24 protein-coding genes and 5 pseudogenes are annotated in these 22,745 nt (G+C 69.2%); 13 read left to right on the top strand and 16 right to left on the bottom strand.

The window, feature by feature from the left end; all coding sequences use genetic code 11:
• Positions 1 to 93 precede the first annotated feature (93 nt).
• A pseudogene (locus tag AC6CKD_RS36475) lies at positions 94 to 225 on the bottom strand (helicase-related protein); the annotation flags it as partial.
• Between AC6CKD_RS36475 and AC6CKD_RS36480 the strand changes: the two are divergent.
• A pseudogene (locus AC6CKD_RS36480) lies at positions 197 to 678 on the top strand (SRPBCC family protein). The pseudogenes AC6CKD_RS36475 and AC6CKD_RS36480 sit on opposite strands and share 29 nt — an antisense overlap.
• A 640-nt stretch (positions 679 to 1,318) precedes the next feature.
• On the opposite strand, the gene AC6CKD_RS36485 reads toward AC6CKD_RS36480, so the two are convergent.
• Together AC6CKD_RS36485 and AC6CKD_RS36490 are read right to left on the bottom strand one after the other, a co-directional pair.
• Positions 1,319 to 2,236 (bottom strand): NADP-dependent oxidoreductase, encoded by a 918-nt coding sequence (locus AC6CKD_RS36485; protein ID WP_498333516.1) that lies wholly within the window; start codon positions 2,234 to 2,236, stop codon positions 1,319 to 1,321.
• A 382-nt stretch (positions 2,237 to 2,618) separates the two neighbouring features.
• Positions 2,619 to 3,017 carry an STAS domain-containing protein gene (locus AC6CKD_RS36490; protein ID WP_498333518.1) on the bottom strand — a complete coding sequence of 133 codons (399 nt, stop codon included), beginning with the start codon at positions 3,015 to 3,017 and terminating at the stop codon, positions 2,619 to 2,621.
• A 242-nt stretch (positions 3,018 to 3,259) separates the two neighbouring features.
• On the opposite strand from AC6CKD_RS36490, the gene AC6CKD_RS36495 reads away from it, so the two are divergent.
• Complete coding sequence (locus AC6CKD_RS36495) at positions 3,260 to 3,676, top strand: CBS domain-containing protein (RefSeq protein ID WP_498333520.1); 417 nt, start codon at positions 3,260 to 3,262, stop codon at positions 3,674 to 3,676.
• Between the two features lie 93 nt (positions 3,677 to 3,769).
• Here AC6CKD_RS36495 and AC6CKD_RS36500 read toward each other — a convergent pair whose 3' ends face one another.
• Positions 3,770 to 3,910 (bottom strand): hypothetical protein, encoded by a 141-nt coding sequence (locus AC6CKD_RS36500; RefSeq protein ID WP_498333521.1) that lies wholly within the window; start codon positions 3,908 to 3,910, stop codon positions 3,770 to 3,772.
• Between the two features lie 188 nt (positions 3,911 to 4,098).
• Here AC6CKD_RS36500 and AC6CKD_RS36505 point away from each other — a divergent pair, with 188 nt between their 5' ends.
• The 3 genes from AC6CKD_RS36505 (at position 4,099) to AC6CKD_RS36515 (ending at position 5,276) form a co-directional block, all read left to right on the top strand.
• On the top strand, positions 4,099 to 4,536 hold the full coding sequence (locus AC6CKD_RS36505; RefSeq protein WP_498333524.1) for a hypothetical protein: 438 nt from the start codon (positions 4,099 to 4,101) through the stop codon (positions 4,534 to 4,536).
• A gap of 51 nt (positions 4,537 to 4,587) precedes the next feature.
• Positions 4,588 to 4,770, top strand: coding sequence for an ATP-binding protein (locus AC6CKD_RS36510; RefSeq protein WP_498333526.1), 183 nt, complete (start codon positions 4,588 to 4,590; stop codon positions 4,768 to 4,770).
• A gap of 365 nt (positions 4,771 to 5,135) precedes the next feature.
• Positions 5,136 to 5,276: a hypothetical protein gene (locus AC6CKD_RS36515; protein WP_498333529.1), complete on the top strand. Its 141-nt coding sequence runs from the start codon at positions 5,136 to 5,138 to the stop codon at positions 5,274 to 5,276.
• A gap of 105 nt (positions 5,277 to 5,381) precedes the next feature.
• Here AC6CKD_RS36515 and AC6CKD_RS36520 read toward each other — a convergent pair whose 3' ends face one another.
• Complete coding sequence (locus AC6CKD_RS36520) at positions 5,382 to 5,642, bottom strand: ATP-binding protein (RefSeq protein WP_498333531.1); 261 nt, start codon at positions 5,640 to 5,642, stop codon at positions 5,382 to 5,384.
• 420 nt (positions 5,643 to 6,062) lie between these two features.
• Entirely contained in the window at positions 6,063 to 6,548 is a 486-nt protein-coding gene (locus AC6CKD_RS36525; RefSeq protein ID WP_498333533.1) for a DUF5753 domain-containing protein, read from the bottom strand.
• 44 nt (positions 6,549 to 6,592) lie between these two features.
• On the opposite strand from AC6CKD_RS36525, the gene AC6CKD_RS36530 reads away from it, so the two are divergent.
• Complete coding sequence (locus tag AC6CKD_RS36530; protein ID WP_498333535.1) at positions 6,593 to 7,216, top strand: DUF6193 family natural product biosynthesis protein; 624 nt, start codon at positions 6,593 to 6,595, stop codon at positions 7,214 to 7,216.
• 661 nt (positions 7,217 to 7,877) lie between these two features.
• Entirely contained in the window at positions 7,878 to 8,507 is a 630-nt protein-coding gene (locus tag AC6CKD_RS36535) for a TIGR04222 domain-containing membrane protein (RefSeq protein ID WP_498333539.1), read from the top strand.
• Between the two features lie 175 nt (positions 8,508 to 8,682).
• On the opposite strand, the gene AC6CKD_RS36540 is transcribed toward AC6CKD_RS36535, so the two are convergent.
• Entirely contained in the window at positions 8,683 to 9,282 is a 600-nt protein-coding gene (locus AC6CKD_RS36540) for a hypothetical protein (protein WP_498333541.1), read from the bottom strand.
• Positions 9,283 to 9,424: 142 nt separating this feature from the next.
• On the opposite strand from AC6CKD_RS36540, the pseudogene AC6CKD_RS36545 reads away from it, so the two are divergent.
• Positions 9,425 to 9,955 (top strand): annotated as a pseudogene (locus AC6CKD_RS36545) (tetratricopeptide repeat protein); the annotation flags it as partial.
• 116 nt (positions 9,956 to 10,071) lie between these two features.
• On the opposite strand, the gene AC6CKD_RS36550 reads toward AC6CKD_RS36545, so the two are convergent.
• From AC6CKD_RS36550 to AC6CKD_RS36560, 3 genes are read right to left on the bottom strand one after another with little or no spacing between them, the layout of a single operon-like run.
• Positions 10,072 to 10,971, bottom strand: coding sequence for a Vgb family protein (locus tag AC6CKD_RS36550; protein WP_498333542.1), 900 nt, complete (start codon positions 10,969 to 10,971; stop codon positions 10,072 to 10,074).
• 5 nt (positions 10,972 to 10,976) lie between these two features.
• Positions 10,977 to 11,624: a CatB-related O-acetyltransferase gene (locus AC6CKD_RS36555; RefSeq protein ID WP_498333543.1), complete on the bottom strand. Its 648-nt coding sequence runs from the start codon at positions 11,622 to 11,624 to the stop codon at positions 10,977 to 10,979.
• Complete coding sequence (locus AC6CKD_RS36560) at positions 11,625 to 12,005, bottom strand: nuclear transport factor 2 family protein (RefSeq protein WP_498333545.1); 381 nt, start codon at positions 12,003 to 12,005, stop codon at positions 11,625 to 11,627.
• Positions 12,006 to 12,128: 123 nt separating this feature from the next.
• Between AC6CKD_RS36560 and AC6CKD_RS36565 the strand changes: the two genes are divergently transcribed.
• Both AC6CKD_RS36565 and AC6CKD_RS36570 read left to right on the top strand, forming a co-directional pair.
• Positions 12,129 to 14,858, top strand: coding sequence for a helix-turn-helix transcriptional regulator (locus AC6CKD_RS36565; RefSeq protein WP_498333547.1), 2,730 nt, complete (start codon positions 12,129 to 12,131; stop codon positions 14,856 to 14,858).
• A 280-nt stretch (positions 14,859 to 15,138) separates the two neighbouring features.
• Positions 15,139 to 15,549 (top strand): SRPBCC family protein, encoded by a 411-nt coding sequence (locus AC6CKD_RS36570; protein WP_498333549.1) that lies wholly within the window; start codon positions 15,139 to 15,141, stop codon positions 15,547 to 15,549.
• Between the two features lie 94 nt (positions 15,550 to 15,643).
• On the opposite strand, the pseudogene AC6CKD_RS36575 reads toward AC6CKD_RS36570, so the two are convergent.
• From AC6CKD_RS36575 to AC6CKD_RS36585, 3 genes and pseudogenes are all read right to left on the bottom strand, one after another.
• Positions 15,644 to 15,865 (bottom strand): annotated as a pseudogene (locus AC6CKD_RS36575) (IS256 family transposase); the annotation flags it as partial.
• Between the two features lie 28 nt (positions 15,866 to 15,893).
• Entirely contained in the window at positions 15,894 to 16,391 is a 498-nt protein-coding gene (locus AC6CKD_RS36580) for a hypothetical protein (RefSeq protein ID WP_498333550.1), read from the bottom strand.
• A 519-nt stretch (positions 16,392 to 16,910) separates the two neighbouring features.
• Entirely contained in the window at positions 16,911 to 17,351 is a 441-nt protein-coding gene (locus tag AC6CKD_RS36585) for an OsmC family protein (protein ID WP_498333552.1), read from the bottom strand.
• A 237-nt stretch (positions 17,352 to 17,588) separates the two neighbouring features.
• On the opposite strand from AC6CKD_RS36585, the gene AC6CKD_RS36590 reads away from it, so the two are divergent.
• Positions 17,589 to 18,464, top strand: a complete 876-nt coding sequence (locus tag AC6CKD_RS36590; protein WP_498333553.1) for a hypothetical protein — start codon at positions 17,589 to 17,591, stop codon at positions 18,462 to 18,464.
• Between the two features lie 153 nt (positions 18,465 to 18,617).
• Positions 18,618 to 19,136 (top strand): annotated as a pseudogene (locus AC6CKD_RS36595) (winged helix-turn-helix domain-containing protein); the annotation flags it as partial.
• 576 nt (positions 19,137 to 19,712) lie between these two features.
• Here the strand turns inward: AC6CKD_RS36595 and AC6CKD_RS36600 are convergent.
• Positions 19,713 to 20,480, bottom strand: coding sequence for a transposase (locus AC6CKD_RS36600; RefSeq protein WP_498333555.1), 768 nt, complete (start codon positions 20,478 to 20,480; stop codon positions 19,713 to 19,715).
• 132 nt (positions 20,481 to 20,612) lie between these two features.
• Between AC6CKD_RS36600 and AC6CKD_RS36605 the strand changes: the two genes are divergently transcribed.
• Positions 20,613 to 20,933, top strand: coding sequence for a hypothetical protein (locus AC6CKD_RS36605; protein WP_498333557.1), 321 nt, complete (start codon positions 20,613 to 20,615; stop codon positions 20,931 to 20,933).
• 91 nt (positions 20,934 to 21,024) lie between these two features.
• Here the strand turns inward: AC6CKD_RS36605 and AC6CKD_RS36610 are convergent, their stop codons facing one another.
• Complete coding sequence (locus AC6CKD_RS36610) at positions 21,025 to 22,194, bottom strand: ATP-binding protein (protein ID WP_498333559.1); 1,170 nt, start codon at positions 22,192 to 22,194, stop codon at positions 21,025 to 21,027.
• A gap of 303 nt (positions 22,195 to 22,497) precedes the next feature.
• Positions 22,498 to 22,683 (bottom strand): hypothetical protein, encoded by a 186-nt coding sequence (locus AC6CKD_RS36615; protein ID WP_498333560.1) that lies wholly within the window; start codon positions 22,681 to 22,683, stop codon positions 22,498 to 22,500.
• Positions 22,684 to 22,745: the final 62 nt, after the last annotated feature.

Consider the following 22,745-nt stretch of genomic DNA (forward strand, 5'->3'; position numbering starts at 1 on the left):
AACAGTGTGAGGCGATGGTACGCAGTGCGGGTGCCTGCAGCACCGAACCGGATATCCAGCACATGTAAAGCACGGGTTGCGGTCGCGGCCTGCCTCGCCGGGCTGCATGCGCAGGGCACGCCCCACGGCCTGGACCATCTCGGGCATGGACCCGCGCACGTCGGCCCATGCGACGGGGTCGCAGTTCTTGGTATCGATGCCCTCGCCCAGCACCTTCACCGAGGACTTCTTCGATGTCGCAGGTGAAGGAATCCAAGTTGATGTGCCGGTGACGACGGCCTACAACCAGTGGGCGCAGTTTGAGTCGTTTCCGCAGTTCATGGGTGGTGTGGAGCGGATCGAGCAGCGTACGGACACGCTGACGCACTGGGTGACGAAGGTCGCCGGGGTGGAGCGGGAGTTCGACGCGGAGATCACGGAGCAGGTCCCGGACCAGAAGGTGGCGTGGGTGACCGTGGGCGGTGAGGCCGAGCAGTCGGGGCTGGTGACGTTCCGGCCGATCGACCCGGCGCACACGGAGGTGACGCTGATGATGGACTTCGATCCCGAGGGGATGGCGGAGAACATCGGCGACAAGCTCGGCTTCGTGGACCGCCAGGTCAAGGGCGACCTGAAGCGGTTCAAGCACTTCATCGAGGACCGCGGAACCGCGACGGTTCCTGGCGCGGCAGCGTCTGACCTGCTCGCGGAACCCGTTCGGCCGGCAAGCTCCGGCAACACCAAGGCGGCCGCCGCGCAGAGCATGCGCGGCCGCCACCGGTGCGTACGGATGCGGGCGCTGACGCCTCAGCCGGTCAGGGCGACGAGTCGCCGATGCTCGCGCTGGTCGGCCCGCCGGGCGGTGAGGTGGACGTGAAGTCCACAACGACCCGTGCAGCTCCACGGAATCCGCGTGAGCGCTCATCGATGTCTACACCCCGGCGGCAGGTCAGGTGAGCGCACGCAACGACGGGGTGCTCGCCGATCCCGAGCTGGTCAATGGCGATCTGTACCAGGGCGGGGTGACTGATCGGGATCAGCCCTTCGGCGGCGAGTCCCGACGGGCTGATGAGCGCGAAGGAATACGACGCCTTCATCAGTTCTGCCGGATAGCCACAGCCGGGCGAGCGTGCGCGGCCGGGCGGCCCCCCCCGGGGTACCGATGCCGTACAGCACCCCAGGGAGCGGGAGCGGGAGCGGGAGCGGGAGCGGGAGGGGGGCAGGGGCGGCGGTACATCGCGGTGCGGGCCGTCCCGGCCTGTGCGGAGGGGGGACGGACGGGTGCTTGCTGGCGGCCTGTGCCGTGGCGCGGGACGGACAGCTGCCTGTCGGCCTGGTTTCAGGGGATGAGGAGGAGCTTCCCGTGGGCCTGTCCGTTCTCGTTGGCGGCGAGGGCGTGAGCGGCCTGGTCGAGTGGGTAGGTCTGGGCGATGGGGAACTGGAGTGTTCCTGTCCGGTACAGGGGGAGGACTTCGGCGAATACGTCGGGCAGGGGCACCGATTCGCCGGGGCCGCCGCCGGTGAAGCGGACACCGTGTGCTGCGGCGTCGGGGTCGGCGAGGGTGATGACCCGCTGGGTGCCGCCGGCCAGTTCCACCAGATCGGGCAGGGCGCCCCGGCCGGCGGCGTCCACCGCGGCATCGACTGTGGGCGCCACCGCGCGGACGCGGTCGGCCAGGCCCGCACCGTAGGTGACGGGGATGGCGCCGATCGCGCGCAGGTAGTCGTGGTTGCGTTCGCTCGCGGTGCCGATCACCCGGGCGCCGCGGGCAACCGCGAGCTGGGTGGCGAGTGAGCCGACTCCGCCGCTGGCTCCGTTGATCACCACCGTGTCAGCCGCGGTCACCCCGGTCAGGTTCAGGGCGCGGGCGGCGGCTTCCGCGACGATGGTCATGCCGCCGGCTACCTCCCACGGCAGATCTGCGGGCCTGGCCACCAGGTTGTCGACCGTGGCCAGGGCGTAGCGGGCCCAGCTGCCGCCGGTGGCGCGGCCCAGGACCTCGTCGCCGATCGCGAGACTGTCGACATCGAGGCCGAGGGCGTCGACCACGCCGGCCAGCTCGACTCCGATGCCGCGCCGTTGCCGGGGAGGTTCGCTGGCGAACAGGCCGCGCAGGATCTTGAAGTCGATCGGGTTCACCCCGGCAGCACGGACCTGAACGCGGACCTGCCCCGGTCCCGGGTCGGGTTTGTCGACCTGGGTGACCTCAAGGACTTCGGGGCCGCCAAAACGGGTGTAGGTGATTGCCGTGGGCATCCAACGCTCCTGCCAGTCAAAAGTGGATCTTGCACGCTCACTACCCGCGCAAGGCCCGCACGGCGCGCTTCGCACTGCGGATTCAGCCCAAGGAGTGGCCGGGACAAGGTGACGCCCCGGGCGACCAACCTCGCACTCGGCGTCCGCCCCCTCCCACCACATGCTGTTCACGCTGCGCAGCGACAGTGCCTCACCGTTGCCGAGCTGGAGGAGGCCGAGCGCGTGGACTTGACCGATCCCGCCTTCGCGGGGTGGCGCGGAGCTGGCCCCGAGGCGTGGGAACCCTCTACCTGCACTGCTCGCCGGCTTTCGAGGCCGCCCGCGCGGCCGGAGCTGCCCGGGCCCGGCAGGACGCACTGCGCCGGGCCGTCTCCTGGTCGCGTTAGGGGTGGGGCAGAGCGCCGGTGTCGAGTTCCGCGCGGTCGCGTGCGCGCTGGGCGCGGTGGAGGAGGCGGCGGAAGCCGGCGACGGCGTAGCGTTCCCCAGAACCTGCTCCCGGGGTTCCGGGGACAGCGGCCATGAGCTGCTGGGGCTGGGGTTGCCAGCCGACGATGAGGGTACGCAGGCCCAGGCATTCGGCGCGCCGGTGGAGGTCCAGGACGTGGAGGAGTCCGTCGGTGTCCATGGCCGGCACCTGGTGCATGTCGATCATCAAAACGCGATCGCTACTTTCGACGGAGTCCAGAGCCCGCTGGAGAACGGCGCCCGCGTTCTGGTCGAGGTCCCTGGCGAGGCCGAGAAGGACCGAGGTGCCGCGGTACTGGACGTCGATGGTGATCAAGCAGGGTTCCTTCCCGTCACCTGCAGGGCGCTGGCGCCCGAAGGGCCACCATCCTGGCGGCATCGCTCCGCCCCGGAGAGTGCGACACGCGACCGTGTGGCCCAGTCCCTTGGCACATGTCCGGGCCGGGAGGGAGAGGGCCTGATTGCCGTTACGGAGCGGGGGCAGGCGTATCCGGTAGCCGGTCCGCGGCGCCGCGCCGGCACCGCATCGGGAATGACGAGGATGAAGGAGTAGAGCGGATGACGAAGGCTCGCGACATCATGACGGCGGACGCGACGTGTATCGGCGCGAACGAGACGGTGCTGGAGGCCGCGAAGAAGATGGCCCAGCTGAAGGTCGGCTCGCTGCCGATCTGCGGTACGGACGAAAAGCTGAAGGGGATGCTCACCGACCGCGACATCGTCGTGAACGTCCTCGCGGCGGGCAAGGACGCAGAGCGGGTCACGGCGGGCGACCTCGCCCAGGGCGAGGCCGTCACCATCGGCGCCGACGACAGCGCGGAGGAGATTCTGCGCACGATGGGCGCGCACCAGGTCCGCCGGCTGCCGGTCATCGACGGGCACACGCTGGTCGGCATCGTCGCGCTGGCCGACGTCGCCCGCGCGATGCCGGACGCGAAGGTCGGCGACCTGCTCCAGGCGATCTCGCAGAACTGACCGGCCAGCGCCCCGCACGCACCGTGCACCTGAGTGCACGCATCGCGCGGGGCACCACGGACGGTGGGGCCCCGCGCCATGCGTGCACCCGCGCTACATGTGCGGCTGGCCGTAGTATCGGCCGACCTGCTCCAGGTGGGAAGGCTGGCAGCCGTGCTTGGAATCGTTGAACTCGGGAGCGTCTTTGATCTGGGCCTTCGTCCGGTCGACGTAGACCTCGGGTGTGTCGATCATGTAGGTGGAGGATCTCTTCGACCGCAGTTGATCGGACCGGGCTCATCCGCCGTAGGTCCGCGGCGGGGCTGCAGCGGGCCGGGACTGCTTGGCCCCGCCGCCTTGGGGTAGACGCGGTCTGGACCGGCGGGCTTTCGTCGGCCGCAGCTCATTCGCACGCGGCAGTGCAGAGCAGGGAGCGCTCCATCATGATCCTCATAGGTCTTATCATCCTGATCGCCGCCCTGATCCTCGCCGTGGCAGGAGTCATGACGAATCTCGGCAGCGCTCACGAGCTCACCAACGACTTCTCGGTCTTCGACTACCACGTCACCAGCTCGACCGGCGCCCTGTTCCTCTACGGCATCGCCGTCGGCGGGGCCGCCGTCCTGGGCCTGGCGCTCGTCCTGAGCGCCGCCCGCCGGGCCTCTCGCCGCAGCCGCCTCGCCCGCCAAGGCGATTCCTTCACCTCGAAGCGGGAGAGCACGGTCGTGGACCGCGAACGCGAGGACCTCATCGCGCAGCGCGACACGGCCCGCGCGCAAACCACCCAAGCCCCCGGCGACGATCATCCCACCACCACCGCGGCCCCCACCACCGGGCACCGGCGCGCCAAATGGTTCGGCGGGCACAGCGACCCCCGCTAGCAAATACGCGGCCGGGCCTGTCTGCTGGAGCTGGAGGTCAGCGCCGGTGTCGTGGAGATCAGCGTGTGGGACACCGCCGGGCAGCTGCCCGCGGTGAGTCCGGCTGATCCGAGCCGGCTCGGGCAGCACGGCCTGGAGATCGCGATGGCGGTGTGCCGCAGTTTCGAGGTACGGCGCGAGCCCGTGGGCAAGCGGGTGAAGGTCACGATAGGTCTAGCCGGCCGCCTCCTGTGACCATGCCGGCCAGGCTCTTGCCACACGATCGGGCAACAGCCGACGCGGCGCCTGCCTGTTGACTCGCTATCCCCACCTGGTCTGGGTCGCGAGGACCTGCCCACGACGTGCGCCGGCGGCTGAGATACTTGTCTGTCGGCATCTGTGAATCGGGCGGCCGTGGCCGGCCCACGGCGGCGAACCGGCACGGGCTACAGGTGTCAGGCACTCGGCGGCCATGAGGGCTGCAAACAATGGTCCGTATGCGGACTTGCTGGGTATATCAGTTTCGAGGTGGCCCTGAGCGTCAGGTCCTCGAGGTCATGGCCGAGGGGGACGCAAAGCCCCGGCAGATCCACCTACGGTCATCCCGTTCGCATGGGCTGGTGGACGGGTACGTTCTGCGCCATGCCGACACCACGGCCCGGATTGCCGTCTACACCTGGGTGCGGCGGGGCGAACTCGAGCCGGTGACCGCCCATCTGCTGGAGCTGTTGGCCGAGGTCTGCCCTCAAGAAGGCTCCTGACGGATCGGTCCGGGCTGCCTGTTCGCTGCCCAGGACGCTGGGCTGCCGAGGTCCACGCGCGAGGGGGGCGGCCAGGCCGGCTTCCGAAGTTCGGCGGCGTTGCGACTACCAGGGGATGTGGGTGTGGATGGTTTTGCCGCCGTCGGGTGTCGGTTCGATGTGTACGTCGGTGGTGAGGTGGTTGATCAGGATCCATCCCCAGCCGCCGGTGCCGTCGGTGTGGGGCGGGCGCGGCTGAGGCGGGTCGGGGCTGGTATCGGCGACGGCGATGTGGACGTGGTCGTCCTGCAGCGCCAGGTGGAGGGTGCAGGGCCCGTCGGTGTGCCGGATCGCGTTCGAGACGAGTTCACCCACGATCAGGAGCACGATGTCGGCGCTTCCTGGGTGGGGGGCCGGACGTGGGCGGCGTCGGCGAGGAAGGCGCGGGTCGCGTCCCGCGCTGACGCGGCGGCTTCACCGGCAGGCGGCAGGCTCTGATCAAGCACGGGCGCACTCACCGGACCTCCTCCGTCTGCCTCGGGTGCCCCAGTGCGCCTGCCCCACCCGACGGCCCCGACACTCGCGGGCGCAGCCGCTGACCGGCGGCCCAAGATGAAGGCCGCTGCGAACAGCGCGCCCTGGCCGGTCCTGCCCCGGTCCTGCCGATCAGCTGCGCGATGCCGTCCCAGCGGGTCGGTGCGGGAGCCGTGTGCAAACCGGCTGACACCGGAACCTGACGGTACGGGGCCTTTCGGGTGGTACCTGCCGGGCCCGCCGGTCTGCGCGGGGTGACCGGTACGGCAGCGGTCACGGCCGGCCCTGCAGTGATCCGGTGGCCAGGAGGTCCTCGGCGGCGCGGGTGATGAAACAGTGGGTGCGCTCCGGGTTCAGGGCCTGCGCCTGGAGGTGGTCGAACATGGCGCTGAAGTGCCGCACGTCGGATCGTTTCTCCAGGTAGAGATCACTGGTGAACCGCTCCAGATACACCGTCCCCGCCTCGGGGGCGTCCGGGAAGCCGAGGATGGAGAACTGTCCCGAGAGGCCCGGGTGGGCACCCACGCTGTGGGGCAGGACCTGCACGGTGATGTGCGGCTGCGCGCCGAGGCGGGTCAGGAACTCAAGCTGTTCGCGCATGATCTGCGGGCCGCCGACGATGCGGCGCAGGGCGGATTCATCCAGCACGACCCATAAGCGGAAGGGCCGGGCCGGGTGGTGGGCCCGGGACTGACGGCGCAGCCGGACCTCATGGCGCACGGCGATCTGCTCGGGCGTACCCGCCTGAGGGGCTGTCACGCCATTTCGCGGCTGCCTTGGAGGCGGAGTGCGGGGATGTCCAGGTGGAACTCCGGCCGGAACGTCGCGAGGTCGGGGTGACGCTGAGATTGCCGCTTGTGGGTGTCGCGGGTGTGGGTGCGGCGCGATCCCTGGAGGCCGCGATTGAGGTGGCCCAGGCCTGGCAGGCGGGGATGCCTTTGGCGGACATGGCTGCCAGGTGGGAATTCCTGGTGGTGAGCTTGAAAGCCCTGGCGCATGACCAAGGAAAAGGCGTCGCCTACGAATGGGGACACGTCCGGGGCCTGCCCGATCGGCTTGTTGACCACGGCCTGGTGGAGGCGGCATTCCGGTCTCCGGAACTGAGCTCCTTGTTTCCCATGGTCGGCCACGGATCCTTGCAGTTCCGTCGGCTTACAGTCTCCGCTCCCGGAAGTGACGTCCCGAGCATCTTCCCTTTGGGAGAGGGCCGCTGGCGTGTGATCTGCCTGTGGGACAAGGACATTCCGGTGAGGATGGCCGACACCGCTGATGAAGCCGTGAGGCTGGTAGTGGAAGGGCTCCCCGAAGGGTGTGGTTCTGCGGTCGAAGTCATCCATGATGCCAGGCGGGCGATGGCGAGCAAGGCCCGTGGTGGTGACGGAACTCAGGAGGAGAGCCCGGTCTCCATGAGGAGGCCGAATGGTTGAGAATCCTTGGTGTGAATGGGTGGGTCGGTGGCATTGGTTGGGTGTCAGCCGGGTCGGTGCGGTTGTGCCTGCTCTCGCCGTGTAGTGATGCTGATCTTGGCTGTCATGGGGTGACCGGGCTGCTGCCATGAGGTGGCTACCACGGTGGTGGTTGGCTGTTATGGGGTTTCCCATGCCTGTGTGCGGCTGGCCGGGGCCGGGGTGTGCTGGTGGGTATGGGTGAGGGCGGCCGGTTGGCGCGGGGTGTGGTGGTGCGTCGGTTGTTGGCGGTGGACCAGGGGCCGGGGTCGTCTCTGCACGTGCGGGTGATGGCTGAGGCTGCCGGTGTGACGGTCCGGACGGTGTGGAAGTGGCTGGCGGAGGCGCGTGAGGGCCGGCTGGATCCTGTGCGGCGGCAGGACGGGTTCACGCTGCGGGGGAGGTTTGTGGCTGCTCAGTGCTGGCGGGCGCCCTGGACGATCCGCTACCGGCCCTGTGTTCCCGACCGAAGCCAACCCGGGCTGCGCTACTGGTGACGGGCCCGGGGATTTGCCGCTGAGCGCGGTATCTGGCGCCTTGGCCATGTACGCGCGCACTCCTTGTGAAAGCCTCGTTGGGGTTGGGGGCTGTGTCGGCGGGTGACACTGCCAGCAGATGAGGTGGCCTGAGACGGGGGTCTGGAATGCGGTGGCTGTTCCGGTGGTTTGTGCGGGGTTCGGGCGGGGGGATCGGGCCTCTGGATGTGTACGAGGTTTCGTTCCTGGCGGGCGGGGCCGAGCGTGTGGCGGACAGTGTGATCATCGAGCTGAACAGGCGCGGGCTGCTGGTGGTGCACGAGCGGTGGGTGCGTGCTGTGGGCGGGGAGCGGCCTCCCGGGCATGCGGTCGAGCGTGCTGTGGTCGCCTTCTGTCGGCGTGGCAAGAGCATCGAGGCCGTGCGCGCTGCCATGCGGGGCTTCCCGGAGGTAGAGGAGATCATCGGTGGCCGGCTGGCAGCACGGGGCCTGGTGGCGGGCGCGGGTCGCCGGGTGACCCGCAGGGGCAGGCGACAACTGCAGGTGGCCGGGCGTGACGCGAGTGTGCCGGCGTACGTTTTCAGCGGGATCACCATCGCCCCGGACGGACCGGCGCAACCCCGGGCGCGCCAGGGGTCGTCGGGTGGATCCCGTGGTGGCGGGAGTCGGAGGCGCACGGGCGGTGGGTTTGACGGTGGCTCCGGTTCCGACTGGGGCACGGGCACACACTTCGGCGGACATTCCGGTGGCGGTGGCGGTGGCGGTGGCGGTGGCGGTGGGGGTGGGGGTGGCGAGTAGGGCCTCGCGGGCCAGTTTGCCGCGGCTGACCTTCGTTGCGCAGGAGAGGCCGATGACGCACCCAACCACGGATCACTGTCGTATCCGGGCGGGCCACCGACCCCGCGGCGCTGGCGGATGACGCCGCCCATCCAGGGCGTCAACGGGCTTCCGTAGTCAGTCGCCGCCAGAGGCCCTAGCCATTCCCGCCCGACCCGCTCACCGAGCCGGCGACAGAACGTGCCGTCGGCAGGCAGCGCCCGTGGCCGCCCGGCACCGCTGTCCTGCCACACCAGCTCGACCATGCCCGGGTCCAGCAGCGCGTCGGCGACCGCCACCCCTGGGGGAAGACGACCACATCCCGCCCCGCGACCCGCCACCGCTCCAGATCACCACCGGCATCACCGCCCGCGACCTGATGCAGACACAGCGGCCAGACCGTCTCCCGCTCCCAGCCAAAGGCCTGCTCCCACCAGCGGGCCACCACCGCATACGCCAGCGCGAACACCCGCTCCGGCACAACCCCGGCCCGGACCGCACGCCGCGACACCCCGGCCCACCGCCGCTGCGCAGCGCTCACCTCCGGCAGCAGCGCCACATTCAGATACTCCAGGGGCTGGTCGGCATCCGCCTCCAGGAGCCACCGCCCGTGCCGGACACACAACCGCTGCCAACGCGGCGGCGCGTACCGCACGACCCGCGCCACCGTCCCCGTACGCCGGGCCGTACACAGGCCGCAGCCGAACGCCACCGGCCCGGCGACCGAACCGCCGATCCGCCACACCGCCGCCGGCACCCCTCCTCGGCGGGCAGCTTGGCGTCGCCCTGCTCCCAGGACGGCAACGCCCGCGCCGACACGTCTTCCCTGACGCCGCACAGGCTCGCCAGGAGATGCCACCCGGCCGCGTTCAGCAGCACTTCAGCATCAACCCGACCACACCGGACTCGACCGGACCCTGAAGGTCCGCTCGGGCGCCGTGGACTCCCTCGGCCGCGCGGTCGCCCTCGACCCCGGCTTCGCCCTCGGGCACGCGGCCCTCGCCCTGCCGGGACACGAGTGCGGAGCGGCCGTCGACGTACCCGGGGCCCTGGCGGCGGCGCAGCGCTGCGCCCGGGAGCGGGCGTGTGAACGCGGGCGCTCCTTCGTGGAGGTCGTCACCCGCCGCGTCCACGCGGACGACGGCCACGCGGCCCTCGTACGGCACCTGGAGAACCACCCGGCCGACGCGCTCGCCCTCGCCGTAGCCGTGCCCACCATCGCCTTCTCCGGCGTCGACGACCTCGACGACGACTACGCGCTGCGCCTGGTCGAGCGAACCTCCTCCGCGTACGACGGCCACTGGTTCCACACCTCCCTGCTGGCGTTCCTGCGCCAGGAGCAGGGCCGCCTGCACGGGGCCGGCGAACTCGCCCACCGCGCCCTGGCCGCCGAGCCCGCCTCCGGGCACGCCGTGCACGCGCTCGCCCACTGCCCGTTCGGGGGTACGGGCTTGGTAGCCGTGTGACTCAGGGCGAGGGTGGCGGTGCGACTCAGTGGTGCACGAAGACGAATATGAGCTGCTGCTGGGTCGCTCGGTCCTCCTGTTCAGGCGTTGCTGGTTGGTGAGGCGATGCGGGCGAGTGTGCCGTTCTCCAGCGCCGCCCAGACCGCACCGTCCGGTCCGAGGGTGATTCCGTGCGGTTCGCAGTTCGGTGCGGGCAGATCGTGCGCGGCGATGGTGCCGTCGAGGGCCATGGAGCCGATGCGGTTGCCTGCCCACTCGGTGAACCACAGGCGGCCGGTGTCGTCCGCAGTGATGGCGTGGGGTCGGGCGTCGCTGTCCGGCAACGGAAACTCAGTGATCCGGCCGTCGGTGGTGATCCGGCCGATCTGACCGGCGGCGATCTCGACGAACCAGAGGGCGCCGTCGCGGCCCGCGGTGATTCCCACGGGCGCGGCGGCCTCGGTCGGCAGTGGCCGGATGGTGACCGCGCCGTCCATGTCGATCCGGCCGATCGCATTGGCCTGGTTCATCGTGAACCACATCGCGCCGTCGCTCCCCGCGGTGATCACGGAGGGGAACGCGCCCTTGACGGGGAGTGGGAACTCGGTGACCTGGCCGTCGGGGGTGATCCGGCCGACCTGGTCGGTGTTCACCTCGGTGAACCACAGTGCGCCATCCGGCCCCGCGGCGATACCGTACGGCCCGCAGTCGGGCGTGGGCAGCGCGAACTCGGTGACCTGGCCGTCAGTGGTGATCCGGCCGATCCGGTGTGCCTGGTACTCGGTGAACCACAGTGCGCCGTCCGGACCCGGGACGATGACCGTCGGCCCGCAAGCCGGGTCGAGCTGGTAGCCGGTCGGCTTGCCATCGGGTACCAGGCGGACGATCCGGCCGCTGTGGACCAGGGTGAACCACAGGGCACCGTCCGGGCCCGTGGTGATCCCGTACGGCCCGGCGTCGCGGTCGGTCACGCCGTACTCCTCGATGTATACCTGCGTCACAGCGTCTACTCCCGTTCCTGTTCGATGGCGATGCGGGCGATGTCAGCCGGAGTGCCGGCCATGATGGTGCGAGCGTGCTCACTCACCAGGTCTACCGGCCAGTCCCACCACGCGGCACGCAACAGCTGGTCGACGTCGGCATCGTGGAAGCGGCGGCGGATGGGCCGGGCCGGGTTACCACCGACGATCGTGTACGGCGGGACGTCGGCGGTGACCACCGCGCCGGCGGCAATGATGGCGCCGTCGCCGATCCGCACGCCCGGCATGACGGTGGCCCGGTAACCCAGCCAGACGTCGTTACCGACGACCGTGTCGCCGCGGCTGGGCATCGAGGTGACGACGTCGAGGGTCTTCTCGGCCCACTCGCCGCCGAACATGGTGAAGGGGAAGGTGGACACACCCATCGTCGGGTGCTCGGCGCCTGCCATCAGAAATCGGGTACCCGCCGCGATGGCGCAGTACCTGCCGATGATCAGCCGCTCGGGTCCGTAGGCGTAGAGCACGTTGCGGTGCTCGAACTCGGTCGCGCCGTCGGGATCGTCGTAGTACGTGTACTCGCCCACGACGATCGACGGCGAGCTGACCAGTGGCTTGAGGAACACCACCCTCTCGTGGGCCGGCAGTGGGTGCAGGGTCGACGGATCAGGTGTCATTTACAGCTCCTGGTGAAGGGTGTCTGCGGGAACGGGGTCGAGGAAGCTGTAGACGCGGCGCAGGCGATCCCGCTCGGCGATCATGACGACGAGCCCGATGATCACTGGTGGTCCACCAACCGGGGCCAGTTCCCAGGCGAGGCGCGCCACATGGTGGTGGGCGTCGACGTTCCCGGCCATGCGGTACACCAGGCCGGGGAACTGCCGCTGGGCCGTAGCCATCACGTCCTCGATGGCGTAGCGACCCTCGGCCGATGTGATCGGGTCGGCGTAGCGGGCGTCGTCGGTCCAGAGCTCGTCGACGAGCGCTCGGCGCCTGGCCGGGTCGCGCTCGTTCCAACTGGCCAGGTATCTCCTGGCCAGCTCGTCGATGTCGGACATGGTGACTCTCCCTCGGCCGTCGCGGTGTGACGACCAAGCTAGGACCAGGGGCCGGGATGGGAATCTGTCATGTCCCGGTAGTCCGACCTGGGGAAGGGCCGTCGGCTTAAGTAGGGTTGCCACATGTTGCGCGGACGGGGTGGGGAGATATCGGTCGTCGACCGGTTGCTGGCGGGCTGCCGGACCGGTCGCAGCGCGGGCCTGCTCATCACCGGCGAGCCGGGTATCGGCAAGACCGCACTGCTGGAGTACGCGGCGTCGGCGGCTGACGGGCTGCGGATCGTGCGCAGCACGGGGATCGAGTCCGAGGCACACCTGCCGTTCGCCGGCCTGCACTTGCTGCTGCGACCCGCTCTCGACCGGACCAGCGCCCTGCCCGCGCCGCAGGAGCGTGCACTGCGCGGGGCGTTCGGGCTCGTCCCGGTCGAACCGGGCGACCGCATGCTCGTCGGCCTCGCCGTTCTGTCCCTGCTTGCCGAGTTCGCCGACGGTGGGCCCGTCCTGTGCCTCGTCGACGACGCGCAGTGGCTGGACCGGGCGTCGGCCGAGGCCCTGCTGTTCGCCGCGCGGCGGCTCGACGCCGAGGGCATCGCGTTGATCATCGGCGCCCGCACCGGCTTCGCCGCACAGGGACTCCCCCACTTGCCGCTCACCGGGCTCGACGCATCCGCCGCCGCCGGGCTGCTGGCCGAACACGCCGCCATGCTGTCGCCTGCCGACCGGTACCGGGTACTGGCCGAAGCACAAGGCAACCCGCTCGCCCTCCTCGAGCTGCCAACCGCTCTCGGCGCCGGCCGGTCGGTCGGCGCCCGTCAGGCCCTGCCCATGACGGAGACGGTCCAGGCAGCCTTCCTCGACCAGGTGCTGCAGCTACCGGAGCCGAGCCGGCACCTGCTGCTCGTCGCGGCCGCCGAGGACACCGGTGACCGCCATGTCGTCCTGCGCGCGGCCGCCGCTCTCGGTTGCCGGCTCACCGATCTGGTGCCCGCTGAGACGGCGGGGCTGCTCCAGGTGGACCACCACACCGTCCGTTTCCGCCACCCCCTCGTGCGGTCGGCCGTTTATCAGTCGGCGCCGGTCAGTCTCCGCCTGGTGGTGCACACGGCGCTCGCCGACGCCCTCGACCAGCCGCAGGACGCCGACCGGCGTGCCTGGCACCACGCCGTGGTCGCCATCGGGCCTGACGAGCAGGTGGCCGCGGAACTGGAACTGAGCGCCCAGCGGGCCGCCGCGCGCAGCGGCTACGCGGCGGCCGCGGCAGCCTACGAACGAGCTGCGCAGCTCACACCATCTGGTGCGGACCGCGCCCGCCGGCTCGTGCTGGCAGCCGAAGCAGCCGCCGAGGAAGGCGACATCGAGCGCATGGTGGAACTCGCCGGTCTCGGCGAGAAGTACACCGACGGCCCGGACGTGACCGTCCGCTCCGTCCGGGTTCGCGCCGCCGCGGCGTTCCATCATGGCTCGCTCCGCACGGCCGGCGAGTTGCTGACCGAAGCAGCCGCGCTCACCCGGGCCGAGGACACGTCACTCGCCGCGCACATGCTGCTCGACGCGGTGCACGCTGCCTGGTATCTCGGGGAAGGCGAGATCGCGGATGCCGCCGACCGGCTGGATGCCCTGCCGTTGGCGCCCGACGACCCGCTCACCGGCGTCGCCCGCCTGTTGATCTGTGCCACGCGGTCCGCGATCGGGCAGGGGGACCGGGATCCGGAGATCCTCGCGCAACGGATCGCAGCCGCCCGGCGGACGGGGTTCGGCGGCCCGCACGACACCATCCTCGTCGCCGCCACCAGCCTTCAAGTCGCCGGCCAGGACACCGAGGCACACCGGGTGGCAGACGAGCTCCTCGCCCGATGCCGCGAGCAGGGATGGATCGGCCGCACGCCGCCGGTGCTGGCATGCGTCGCCCGCGCCCTGACCTTCCTCAGCCAGCACACCGACGCCTGGGACGAGGCGACCCAGGCACTGCACATCGCTCAGGAACTCGGGCACCGACAGTGGATCGCCGAGATCAGCGGGGTACTGGCCTACCTGGCCGCGTTGTCGGGCGACGAGCGCCGCTGCCACGCCTTTGCGGACGACGCGCTCACGGTGACGGAGCCCGGCGCGCCCCCGGCCGGCATGTCCTGGGCACAGTGGGCACTGGCCCTGCTCGACCTCGGTCACGCCCGATGGGATTCCGCGCTCACCCGGCTAACAGCCTTGCACACCGGCCCGGTGCGACATCAGCTTCCCGGGCTGCGCAGCATTTCCGACCTGGTCGAGGCAGCGGTGCGGCTCGGCCGGCCGGCCATCGCGCACGAGCCACTCGCACGACTCACCGACTGGGCACACCATGTCAAGCAGCCGTGGATCGACGCACACGTACAGCGCTGTCGTGCCCTGCTCGCGCCAGAAGCAGACGCCGCTGAGCTGTACCAATCCGCATTGCGGCTGCACCCCGGTGACCGGCAGTTCGAACGTGCACGAACCGCTCTCCTCTACGGTGAATGGCTGCGCCGCACGCGCCGCAAGTCCGAGGCTCAGGCGCAGCTCCGCGATGCGTTCGAAACGTTCCGGAGGCACGGCGCAACGCCGTGGGCGGAACGAGCCCGTGCCGAACTCGACGCCACCGGGGCAGCCGTGCCGAAGACGGAAACCTCCGGCGGAGCGCTGACCGTACTCACCCCGCAGGAGCGAAAGATCATCCGGTTGGCCGCACGCGGACTGTCCAACCGGGACATCGCCGCGCAGCTGTTCCTCAGCCCACGCACTGTTGGATACCACCTCTATAAGGCATTTCCTAAACTCGGCGTCACCGCTCGAACCGAACTCGCCAGTCTCGAAAGGCGCGAGGGCGGCTCACATCGCTGACCAGTTCCCTTAGCCGTTCCCCTTGCATAGGGCCGCCTGGTCCCGTTGGCGTCCGGAGCAGCCGCTGCGGGGTTCTGCCTCCGCCGCACCACCCGGCGGCCCCGTTCGGGGGCGCTGTCCCTGTGTCGTCCGAGGTGATGCCAGTGCTGTGACCGGGAAGGTTCGCTGGGGCGGACGGTGTGCAAGAGAAACGAAGGGTGGGGGAGGTCTCGCCCGCGCAGCGCAGCCATGACCGATTTGTTCAAGACCATGTCGGCAGCGGCGTCATACCATCGTGGCCATGGAGACTATGGCTTCGGCCTCACGGCACGTCAGCACACATATCAACCGCCCCGCCAAGGAGGTCTACGACTACGCGTCGAACCCCTCCAACTTGCCCGAGTGGGCTCATGGACTGGGCAACTCCATTGACATGATCGATGGGCAATGGATCGCGGAGTCGTCACCCATGGGGCGGGTTGTGGTTGCCTTCGCGCAAGAGAATGAGTTTGGTGTACTCGATCATGATGTGACATTGCCCTCGGGTGAGATCGTCTACAACCCGGTGCGAGTGATTGTCGACGGCACCGGATGCGAGGTGGTGTTCACTCTTCGCCGACAGCCCAAGATGAACGACGAGGACTTCCAACGCGATGCGGATGCGGTCTTCGCCGACCTGACCGCACTGAAGCGTGTGATGGAGCGTGTATAGCATCACAGTCGGCTCGGAGTTGATCGAAGACGGCCTGGACAGCGGGGACCGGCGCGGCTGGTGCGCATGAGGGCGAGGGTATTGCGTGTCACTCTCAGGGAAGGGCTCGGGCAGCGACCTGGTAACGCTGGTCGACGAGCTGGCGGCGTTCGAGGCGAGCCCCGGCCCGAACGAGGGCGACGAGATGAGGGGCGTTCACAGCCCGTCACCGCTGCTGGGCGGACTCCACGAGGTTGAAGACCATCGACACGGCGGCGGCCGCGCTACCGGCGCCCTTGGTGACCTTCGTGCCCAGACGGACGGTGGCGGCATTGCTCGGGAATGCAGCTCTGTGGGGTGAGCCTTCAGGTGGCGACGGGCCACCGCCGGGCCAGGCCGCGGTAAGGGCGGAATCGCAGGGTAGTTTCGGCCGGTTCGGCCTCGTGTGCGCTTAGGACGTATAGACGCTGCCCGTCCTCGCTGATGTGGAAGTGCTCCGCGATCAGCTCGGATGGTGCGGCGGCGGTGCTCCGATCGGCCAACTTGTCGGCGAGTCCACGGGCGGTCGCGGAATCTTCGGTGTCGTAGGACGCAGTGGTGAAGTAGCGAACAGCGGCCTCGCGCAGGGCGATGGAGCGATGGAGCATGTAGCGGCCGGGCGGGCCGGCTGTGAAGAGCCCCTGAATCGCGTTGCCGAGGGTCTGCTGGTTCCGCGGGTTGGCAGCGAATGTCCGGTGTGCGTCGGTCTGGGTCCACTGGGCATAGTTGAGGATCGTTCGGCCGTCGGATCCTTCGAGGCAGTAGCGCGAGAGGTAGGCGGCGGGAAGCCGGGTGTTCTCCCAGGTGTGCATGACACCGCTCATGACCCTTTCCTGCTCTTCGCGGCCCTGGGTGTGCCATTCGGAGATAAGGACGAGACCCGCGTCCGGACGGGTTGGATCGGGCAGGGCGGCTGCGGCGAGCTCAAGATCATTGGTCGTAGTGCCAGTCTTCAACCTCAACTGCGGTGGAGGTCAAGGTCACGGGACTCAATATCGATCTCCCGCACCGTGCTGCCGGCCCGCAGGCCAGCAACCGGACCGGGATCCCCTGGCTCTACCTTCCGCACGACTACCCGCAACGGCCACGTCCTCGTCGCGCGTCAGTGGAGACGGGCGACACGACCCCGGCCCATTGCCTGTCAAAACTTCTGACAGCAACACCGGATTCCTGGTCCGTTCCTACTCCGACCCTGGAACGCACCCAGGCTCCCCGAGACCGCCGCATGCGCGCGGGCCTGCCGGTCCGAGGCCGGCGGCCCGCCGGCCGCGTCCACCGCCGACTGGGCCGACACCACGGTCGAGGTCCTGCCCGCGGACACCTCCAAAAGGGTCGGCCGTCGGTCAGCGAGACCGTTCCGCATCGGTGACCTCGACGGTGACAGGGGTTCCGGCCTCCACCGTGCGGCTGACGGTGCAGAGCTTGTCGTGGGAGGTCTTTACGGCTCGCGGCAGGATCGCGCGGGCCCGGTCGCCGGCCTCGCCGGGGGGAAAACGGACGGTGAAGGCGGCCTCGAGGCCGGTCATGTGGTTGCCGCCCGCGTCTTGGGTCTTGTGCCCGTGGACGGCGACGGAGAACTCGGTGGGCTCGGCGTGCCGACTGGTGGCGACGTCCGCGTCGGCCGCGGAGCAGCCACCGATCGCGGCGAGGAAGAGCTCGACGGGGGTGAAGCCCCCGCCGGATCCGGTGCCGAAGGTGATGCTGTCACCGCGGGAGTTGGTCGCGGTGAACATGCCCGGACCGGTTCGCTCGACGGTGACGGAGCGCAGGGAGTCAGCAGTCATGACAGCGACGGTAGCCCCGCCACCACGCATGTGCCGTGCCACACGGCGGAGCGGGAGTGAGTACGGCAGGCGCTCCCGATGTCTGTCACACGCCTGTGACGCGGACCGGACCATTCCACCCACACAAGATCACTAATTTTCTGTCTGCAGCCAGCAGCCCGAACTCAACGGCCTCCACCGCAAGAGACCACGGCATACGGCTCTCCTTCAGTCACAGCAAAGCTCCAAGGAGTCGCCATGCGTACCGCCCTCCGCGCCGCCACCGCCGCTCTCGCCCTCTTCGGCGCGGCGATCGCCGCCCCCGCCACGGCCTTCGCGGCCTCTTCCCCGGCCCAGCAGGAATCCCCCGCGCGCACCCTGGTGATCGCCGAGAACTGCGTCAAGAGCAAGGTCATCCCCTCCCTGTCCGCCGGCCTGACGGTCAATTTGACCCACAGCGCGCACACCGGCGCCAAGGCGCAGCTGCGCGATGAGAGCGGCAAGGTGCTGAGCACGGTTGACCAGACCAAGCCGGTGGACCTGTCCAACGGCCTGCGGATCGACGGCGTGCTGTCCACCGCACCCGTCTTCAAGCAGCGCACCCAGGGCGGCGACACGCCGTGGACCGCCACCGCGTTCCCCACGCTGCCCAAGGAGTGCAACACCGCCGGCAGCCTCTACTCCACGACGACGTACGGCGGCCTGACCGTCAAGACCTACCAGGCCGGCCCGCAGCTCTTCAGCTCGCACATCGTCGAGAACGGCAAGCGCGTGGGCTTCCTGCGCCCGGGGCACACCGCCTACCAGGACGTCCGCAAGGTCGGCCAGCGCTACGTCCGCCTGACCGTCGACGGCGAGATCCACAGCTGGACCGGTGCCACCACCGTCTCCCCGAAGCTCGGCGTCTACAACGTCGCGGGCGGCACGAAGGTCCGCCTGGTGAAGAAGGACGGCCTGTACGGCGTCCAGATGACCTCGCACGGCACCTGGAGCAACTGGACCTACTTCGCCAAGGGTAAGTCCGTGATCCTCCAGGACAACAACACCATCATCGTGCTGAACGCGAACGGCACCCTCTCCAACTTCGTCTACGGCATCGCCCGTCAGACCGCACCGGTCTGGAACAACGCCTGATCATCCCCGACCGGCCGTCAAGGGCCCCTGCCTCACCGGCAGGGCCCTTCTCCACTGCCAGCTCTACGGTCTGAGGGCCGCCGGGGTTACTGACCTTGAAGGCGGGTTGTCGTAGGGGCTGACGATCGGTGATCGTCGCGGTATGCCGGAGGTATGAGGTATCCGCAGGGTGGGGGTCTGACCGCGGAGAGGCAAGCGTTCCGTGAGCGGGTCCGGATGAAAGCAGTCGCGATGTTCGCCGCCAGGCGGGGCAGCACGGACATCGCGGAGGAGTTGCGTGTCAGCGTCCGGTCGGTCCAGCGGTGGCGGCACGCCTGGCAGGAGGCCGGCCAGGACGGGGTGCGTTCCCGCCGCCCGGCGTCCCGGCCAAAGCTGAGCGACGCGCTGTTCGCTGTGCTGGAAGAGGAGTTGGCCAAGGGCCCGGTCGCGCACGGCTGGCCGGATCAGCGATGGACGCTGGTCAGGATCAAGACCCTCATCGGCCGGCGGTTCCACAAGAGCATGACGTTGTCGGAGATCTCGCAGATGCTGCGGCGGCACGGCTGGAGTCGTCAGGTTCCGGCCCGTCGGGCGGTCGAGCGTGACGAGGCGGCGGTGACCGGCTGGGTGAAGGACGTGTGGCCGCACGTGGAAACACCGCGGCGGCGCTCGGGGCCTGGCTCGGGCGGACGTCGAGGCCGACGCGGCCGGCAGCCCGGCAGCCCGGCGGCCGCGCCGCCCGCCCCCGTCCCGCTTTCGACCGCGGTGCCCGGCGTCGTGATGATCCGGCACCACAAGGGCACCGCGGAGCCCGCCTCGCCGAGTTCGAGGAGGAGGGCTGCGACCTCGCCCGTCTGGTCAGGGGTGAGGAGTCCGGTGGCCTCGATGCGCTTGACGGCCTCGTGGGCCCCCGCGCTTCCGGCGGTCTTCAGCCAGGCTCGTGCGACGCTCTCGCTCTCGGCTGCGGTCACGCCGGAGCGCCGAGCGGGCAGCACGACACGGGCAAACCACGGAGCAGTCGCGATATTCCACGGCCTCCATGGGTGGGCAAACGTAGCCTGTCTGAGAACGGGCCGCAGCCACCGGGTCTGTTGCGTATCCTTTCCAGCACACAAAGTACGGCGCGGGGGGCACCTGGTGACGACATATCAGCTGACGACAGAAGAATCCGGCCACTCGGACCAAAAGGATTTGCGCCAGCTAAGGGCTGTCCCGTAAATGATCTTCGAGTCGCACTGGGCAGGTTTGGTCGCGGTGCGATCCGCTCGCCTATCCGGCGAGGGCGAGGTTGTGCATGCGGGCGATGCCGAGCATGGCGTGGTGGACTCCGTCGCCTTTGAGGCGGCAGTCGCGGAGAATCTTCCAGGCCTTCATGCGGGCGAAGGTGTGCTCGACGCGGGCTCGGACCTGCTTGTGGGACTTGTTGTGGGCCTGCTTCCAGTCGGGCAGGTCTTCGCCTTTGCGGCGTCGGTGCGGCATGACGAGTCCGGTGCCGGGGTGGCCGCCGTCGGCGATCGTGAGTGTTTTGCCGACGGCGGCTTTGGCGCCGGATTCCTCCCATGCCTTGCAGTCGTTGCGGTTCCCGGGCAGGGGTCGGCCGACTACGACGACCAGGCGGGTGTCGGCGTCGATGACGATCTGGTGGTTCGTGGAGTATCGGTAGTTCTTGGACTGCTCGGCCACGGCGTGGTCTCGGGTGGGCACGAGAGTGCCGTCCACGATCAGCACAGTGTCCTTGGCGAACCGCTTGCGGGGCTGCAGGGCGAGCATCGGCCCGAGGTGGTCGATGATGCGGTCCGCCGCCGACTTCGAAACCCCGAAGAGCGGGGCGAGCTGGCGCATCGTCAAGTTCGTGCGCCAGTACGCCGCCACCAGCAGCGCCCGGTCCTCCAGCGGAAGGCTCCACGGCCGGCCCTTGCGGACCGCATCCGCCCCCTCGCGCCGCAGCACAGTCACCAGCTTCCCGAAACAGCGCGGGCTCAGCCCGGTGAACGGGGCTATCCAGGACGGCTCTGACGCCGTGATCACACCAGCCACGCCAAGATCATCTCACCGTGACCAGCAGTTACGGGACAACCCTTAGGCGAGGAGATCCGGTCGGAGTCGGAAGGCTGGTCCGAGTGGCGGTCAGGGGAGTCCGACGACCTGGAACCCGACGCTGATCCCCGAGTGATCTGCAACCGTCCGCAGATCACCTTCGGTTCCTCCGACGGCCTCATCCCTCTCGCCAGCACGGACCAGGGAGCCGCCGTCTTCCTGGCTCCAGAGGTCCACGGATACTCCGACGGAATCGTGGTCCAGGGCTCGGAGGGCGACTGGGCCGGCCACGCCATGGACTTCGCCGAGTGGCTGTACCGCTACCTGACCGGCGAGGAGATGGCCGGGGGGGCCAGCGCGGCCCTGCACCCCGGTCCCGTCCTGCTGGAGTACCTCCCCACGGGACCTGAAGAGCGGACCCGCGAGGCGTACGGCCCGGCCCGAGAAATATGAGTTCCACGCCAAACGAGACGACGTCTAAGTGAGAGATGCCCAGGTCCCCTACTGTCGTGAAAGCGAGAGATCGCAGTCATGCCTTCGCGCGTCAGGTGGAGGCGTGGAGGATGTGGCGGGTGATGGCCGCGGCTTCGTCCGGGTGGTGGTCGAGCCAGTCGGTGAGGTGCTCGCGGACGACCTCTTGGACGTATGCGTCTGCCTCGGGATTGCTGAGCTTGGTCCGGGTGGCGCCTTCGAAGACGGGACGGGCGAGTTTTACGGAGACGACCGCGGTCAGGCCCTCGTAGATGGCTTTGGCCGTGATGTCCTCGTCGTCCGCGCGCAGATGCCGGTGACGGCGCGCGTAGTCGTTGAATATGTCCGTGAGTGCGGTTCGGAAGCCCTGTTCGTGGGTGCCGCCCTCATGGCTGCGGGTGCTGTTCGCGAAGGAGTGGAATCCTCCCGTGGACCAGGTGTTCCACTGCATGGCGACCTGTACGGAGACCGTCTCGTTCTGGTTCTCCGACTCGAAGGCGATGGCGGTGGAGTGGACGAGGCTCGGGGGGTTGAGGTGGGCGACGTAGGTCCGTAGGCCGTCCGTGTGGTGGTAGTGGACGGGACGCTCCGGACGCTCGTCGGTGAGCGAGATGGCCAGGCCGCCGTTGAGGAAGGACAGTTCCTGGAGGCGCTGCGACAGTGTGGCGAACGAGTAGCGGGTGGTCTCGAAGATGCCTGTGTCGGGCTGGAACGCAATCGCGGTGCCGTGTCCGCTGCTCTTCTCGTGCTTCGTCAAGGCAGTGGTCGGGGTGCCCTTCTGGTACTCCTGGGTCCAGCGGTGGCCATCTCGGTGGACCTCGACCGTGAGTCGGCTCGATAGCGCGTTGACCACGCACAGGCCCATACCGCTGATGCCGCCGCAGACCCTGTAGCCGCTGTGGGGCTTGGAGCCGAAGGACAGCTCCGTTAGCTCGCGTTCGACGGCCGACATGCCGGTGGTCTCCTCCACCTCGACCGGCAGGCCCCGCCCGTTGTCGGCGACGCGGACGCCGCCGTCCGCAGTGATCGTGACGTCTATGGTGTCGGCGTGGCCGGCGAGGTGCTCGTTGACGGCGCACGTGACGACCTCGAACACCATCTGGTTCAGGCCGCGCTCACTGATCGAGCCGATGTACATGCCGGGGCGCCTGCGTATCCCCTCGCGGGCCTCGAGTACCTGGATGTGACTGGCGTTGTACTCATTCACGTTCGCGGGCTGACTGGGGTTGCCGGACTCGGTCATGAAGCACCCTCCCTGGGCCGTCCTGAGCAATGTGTGTGAGCGGATGTCGGCGAAGCAGCCGAAGCTGCTTCCACACCGTCGACAGCGCATGGCCATCCTATGTATCTGAGGATAAAACTGCAGGTCAGGACCTCTAGAATGAGGTCCCAGGTGGTCGCATCCACGGCTTGTCTGCAGCCGTCGTTCTAGGAGACCGCTGCTGGGAGCGGAGCAGCGGGAAGGTGGCGCCGAAGGCGCGCGGGGGGCCTTCTCGACTGGGCCTGAGGTGCCTTTTCCTACGAATTTCCGGCAGGGTGCGACACGCTACTGCGCCCAGTGAATGCGGAGCTCGGCGAGGACAGCAGGTCGGTCGGTAATGAGCTTGTCGCGCTTGGAGATCCACACACCGAGCTTCATGGTCACCAGCTCGCCCTCGCTGGCGACTGTGATCTCCTCCCCGCGGGCCCTGGGAACCGGCCGGTGGGTGTCTTCCCGCCCGACTCGCCGCATGAGGGCTGTCAGGCCGCGCTGGAATGCCTGCTGTGCCTTGCTCGGCCCCCTTCGCCGTGCGA

This window comes from Streptomyces sp. GQ60 (assembly GCF_059758875.1).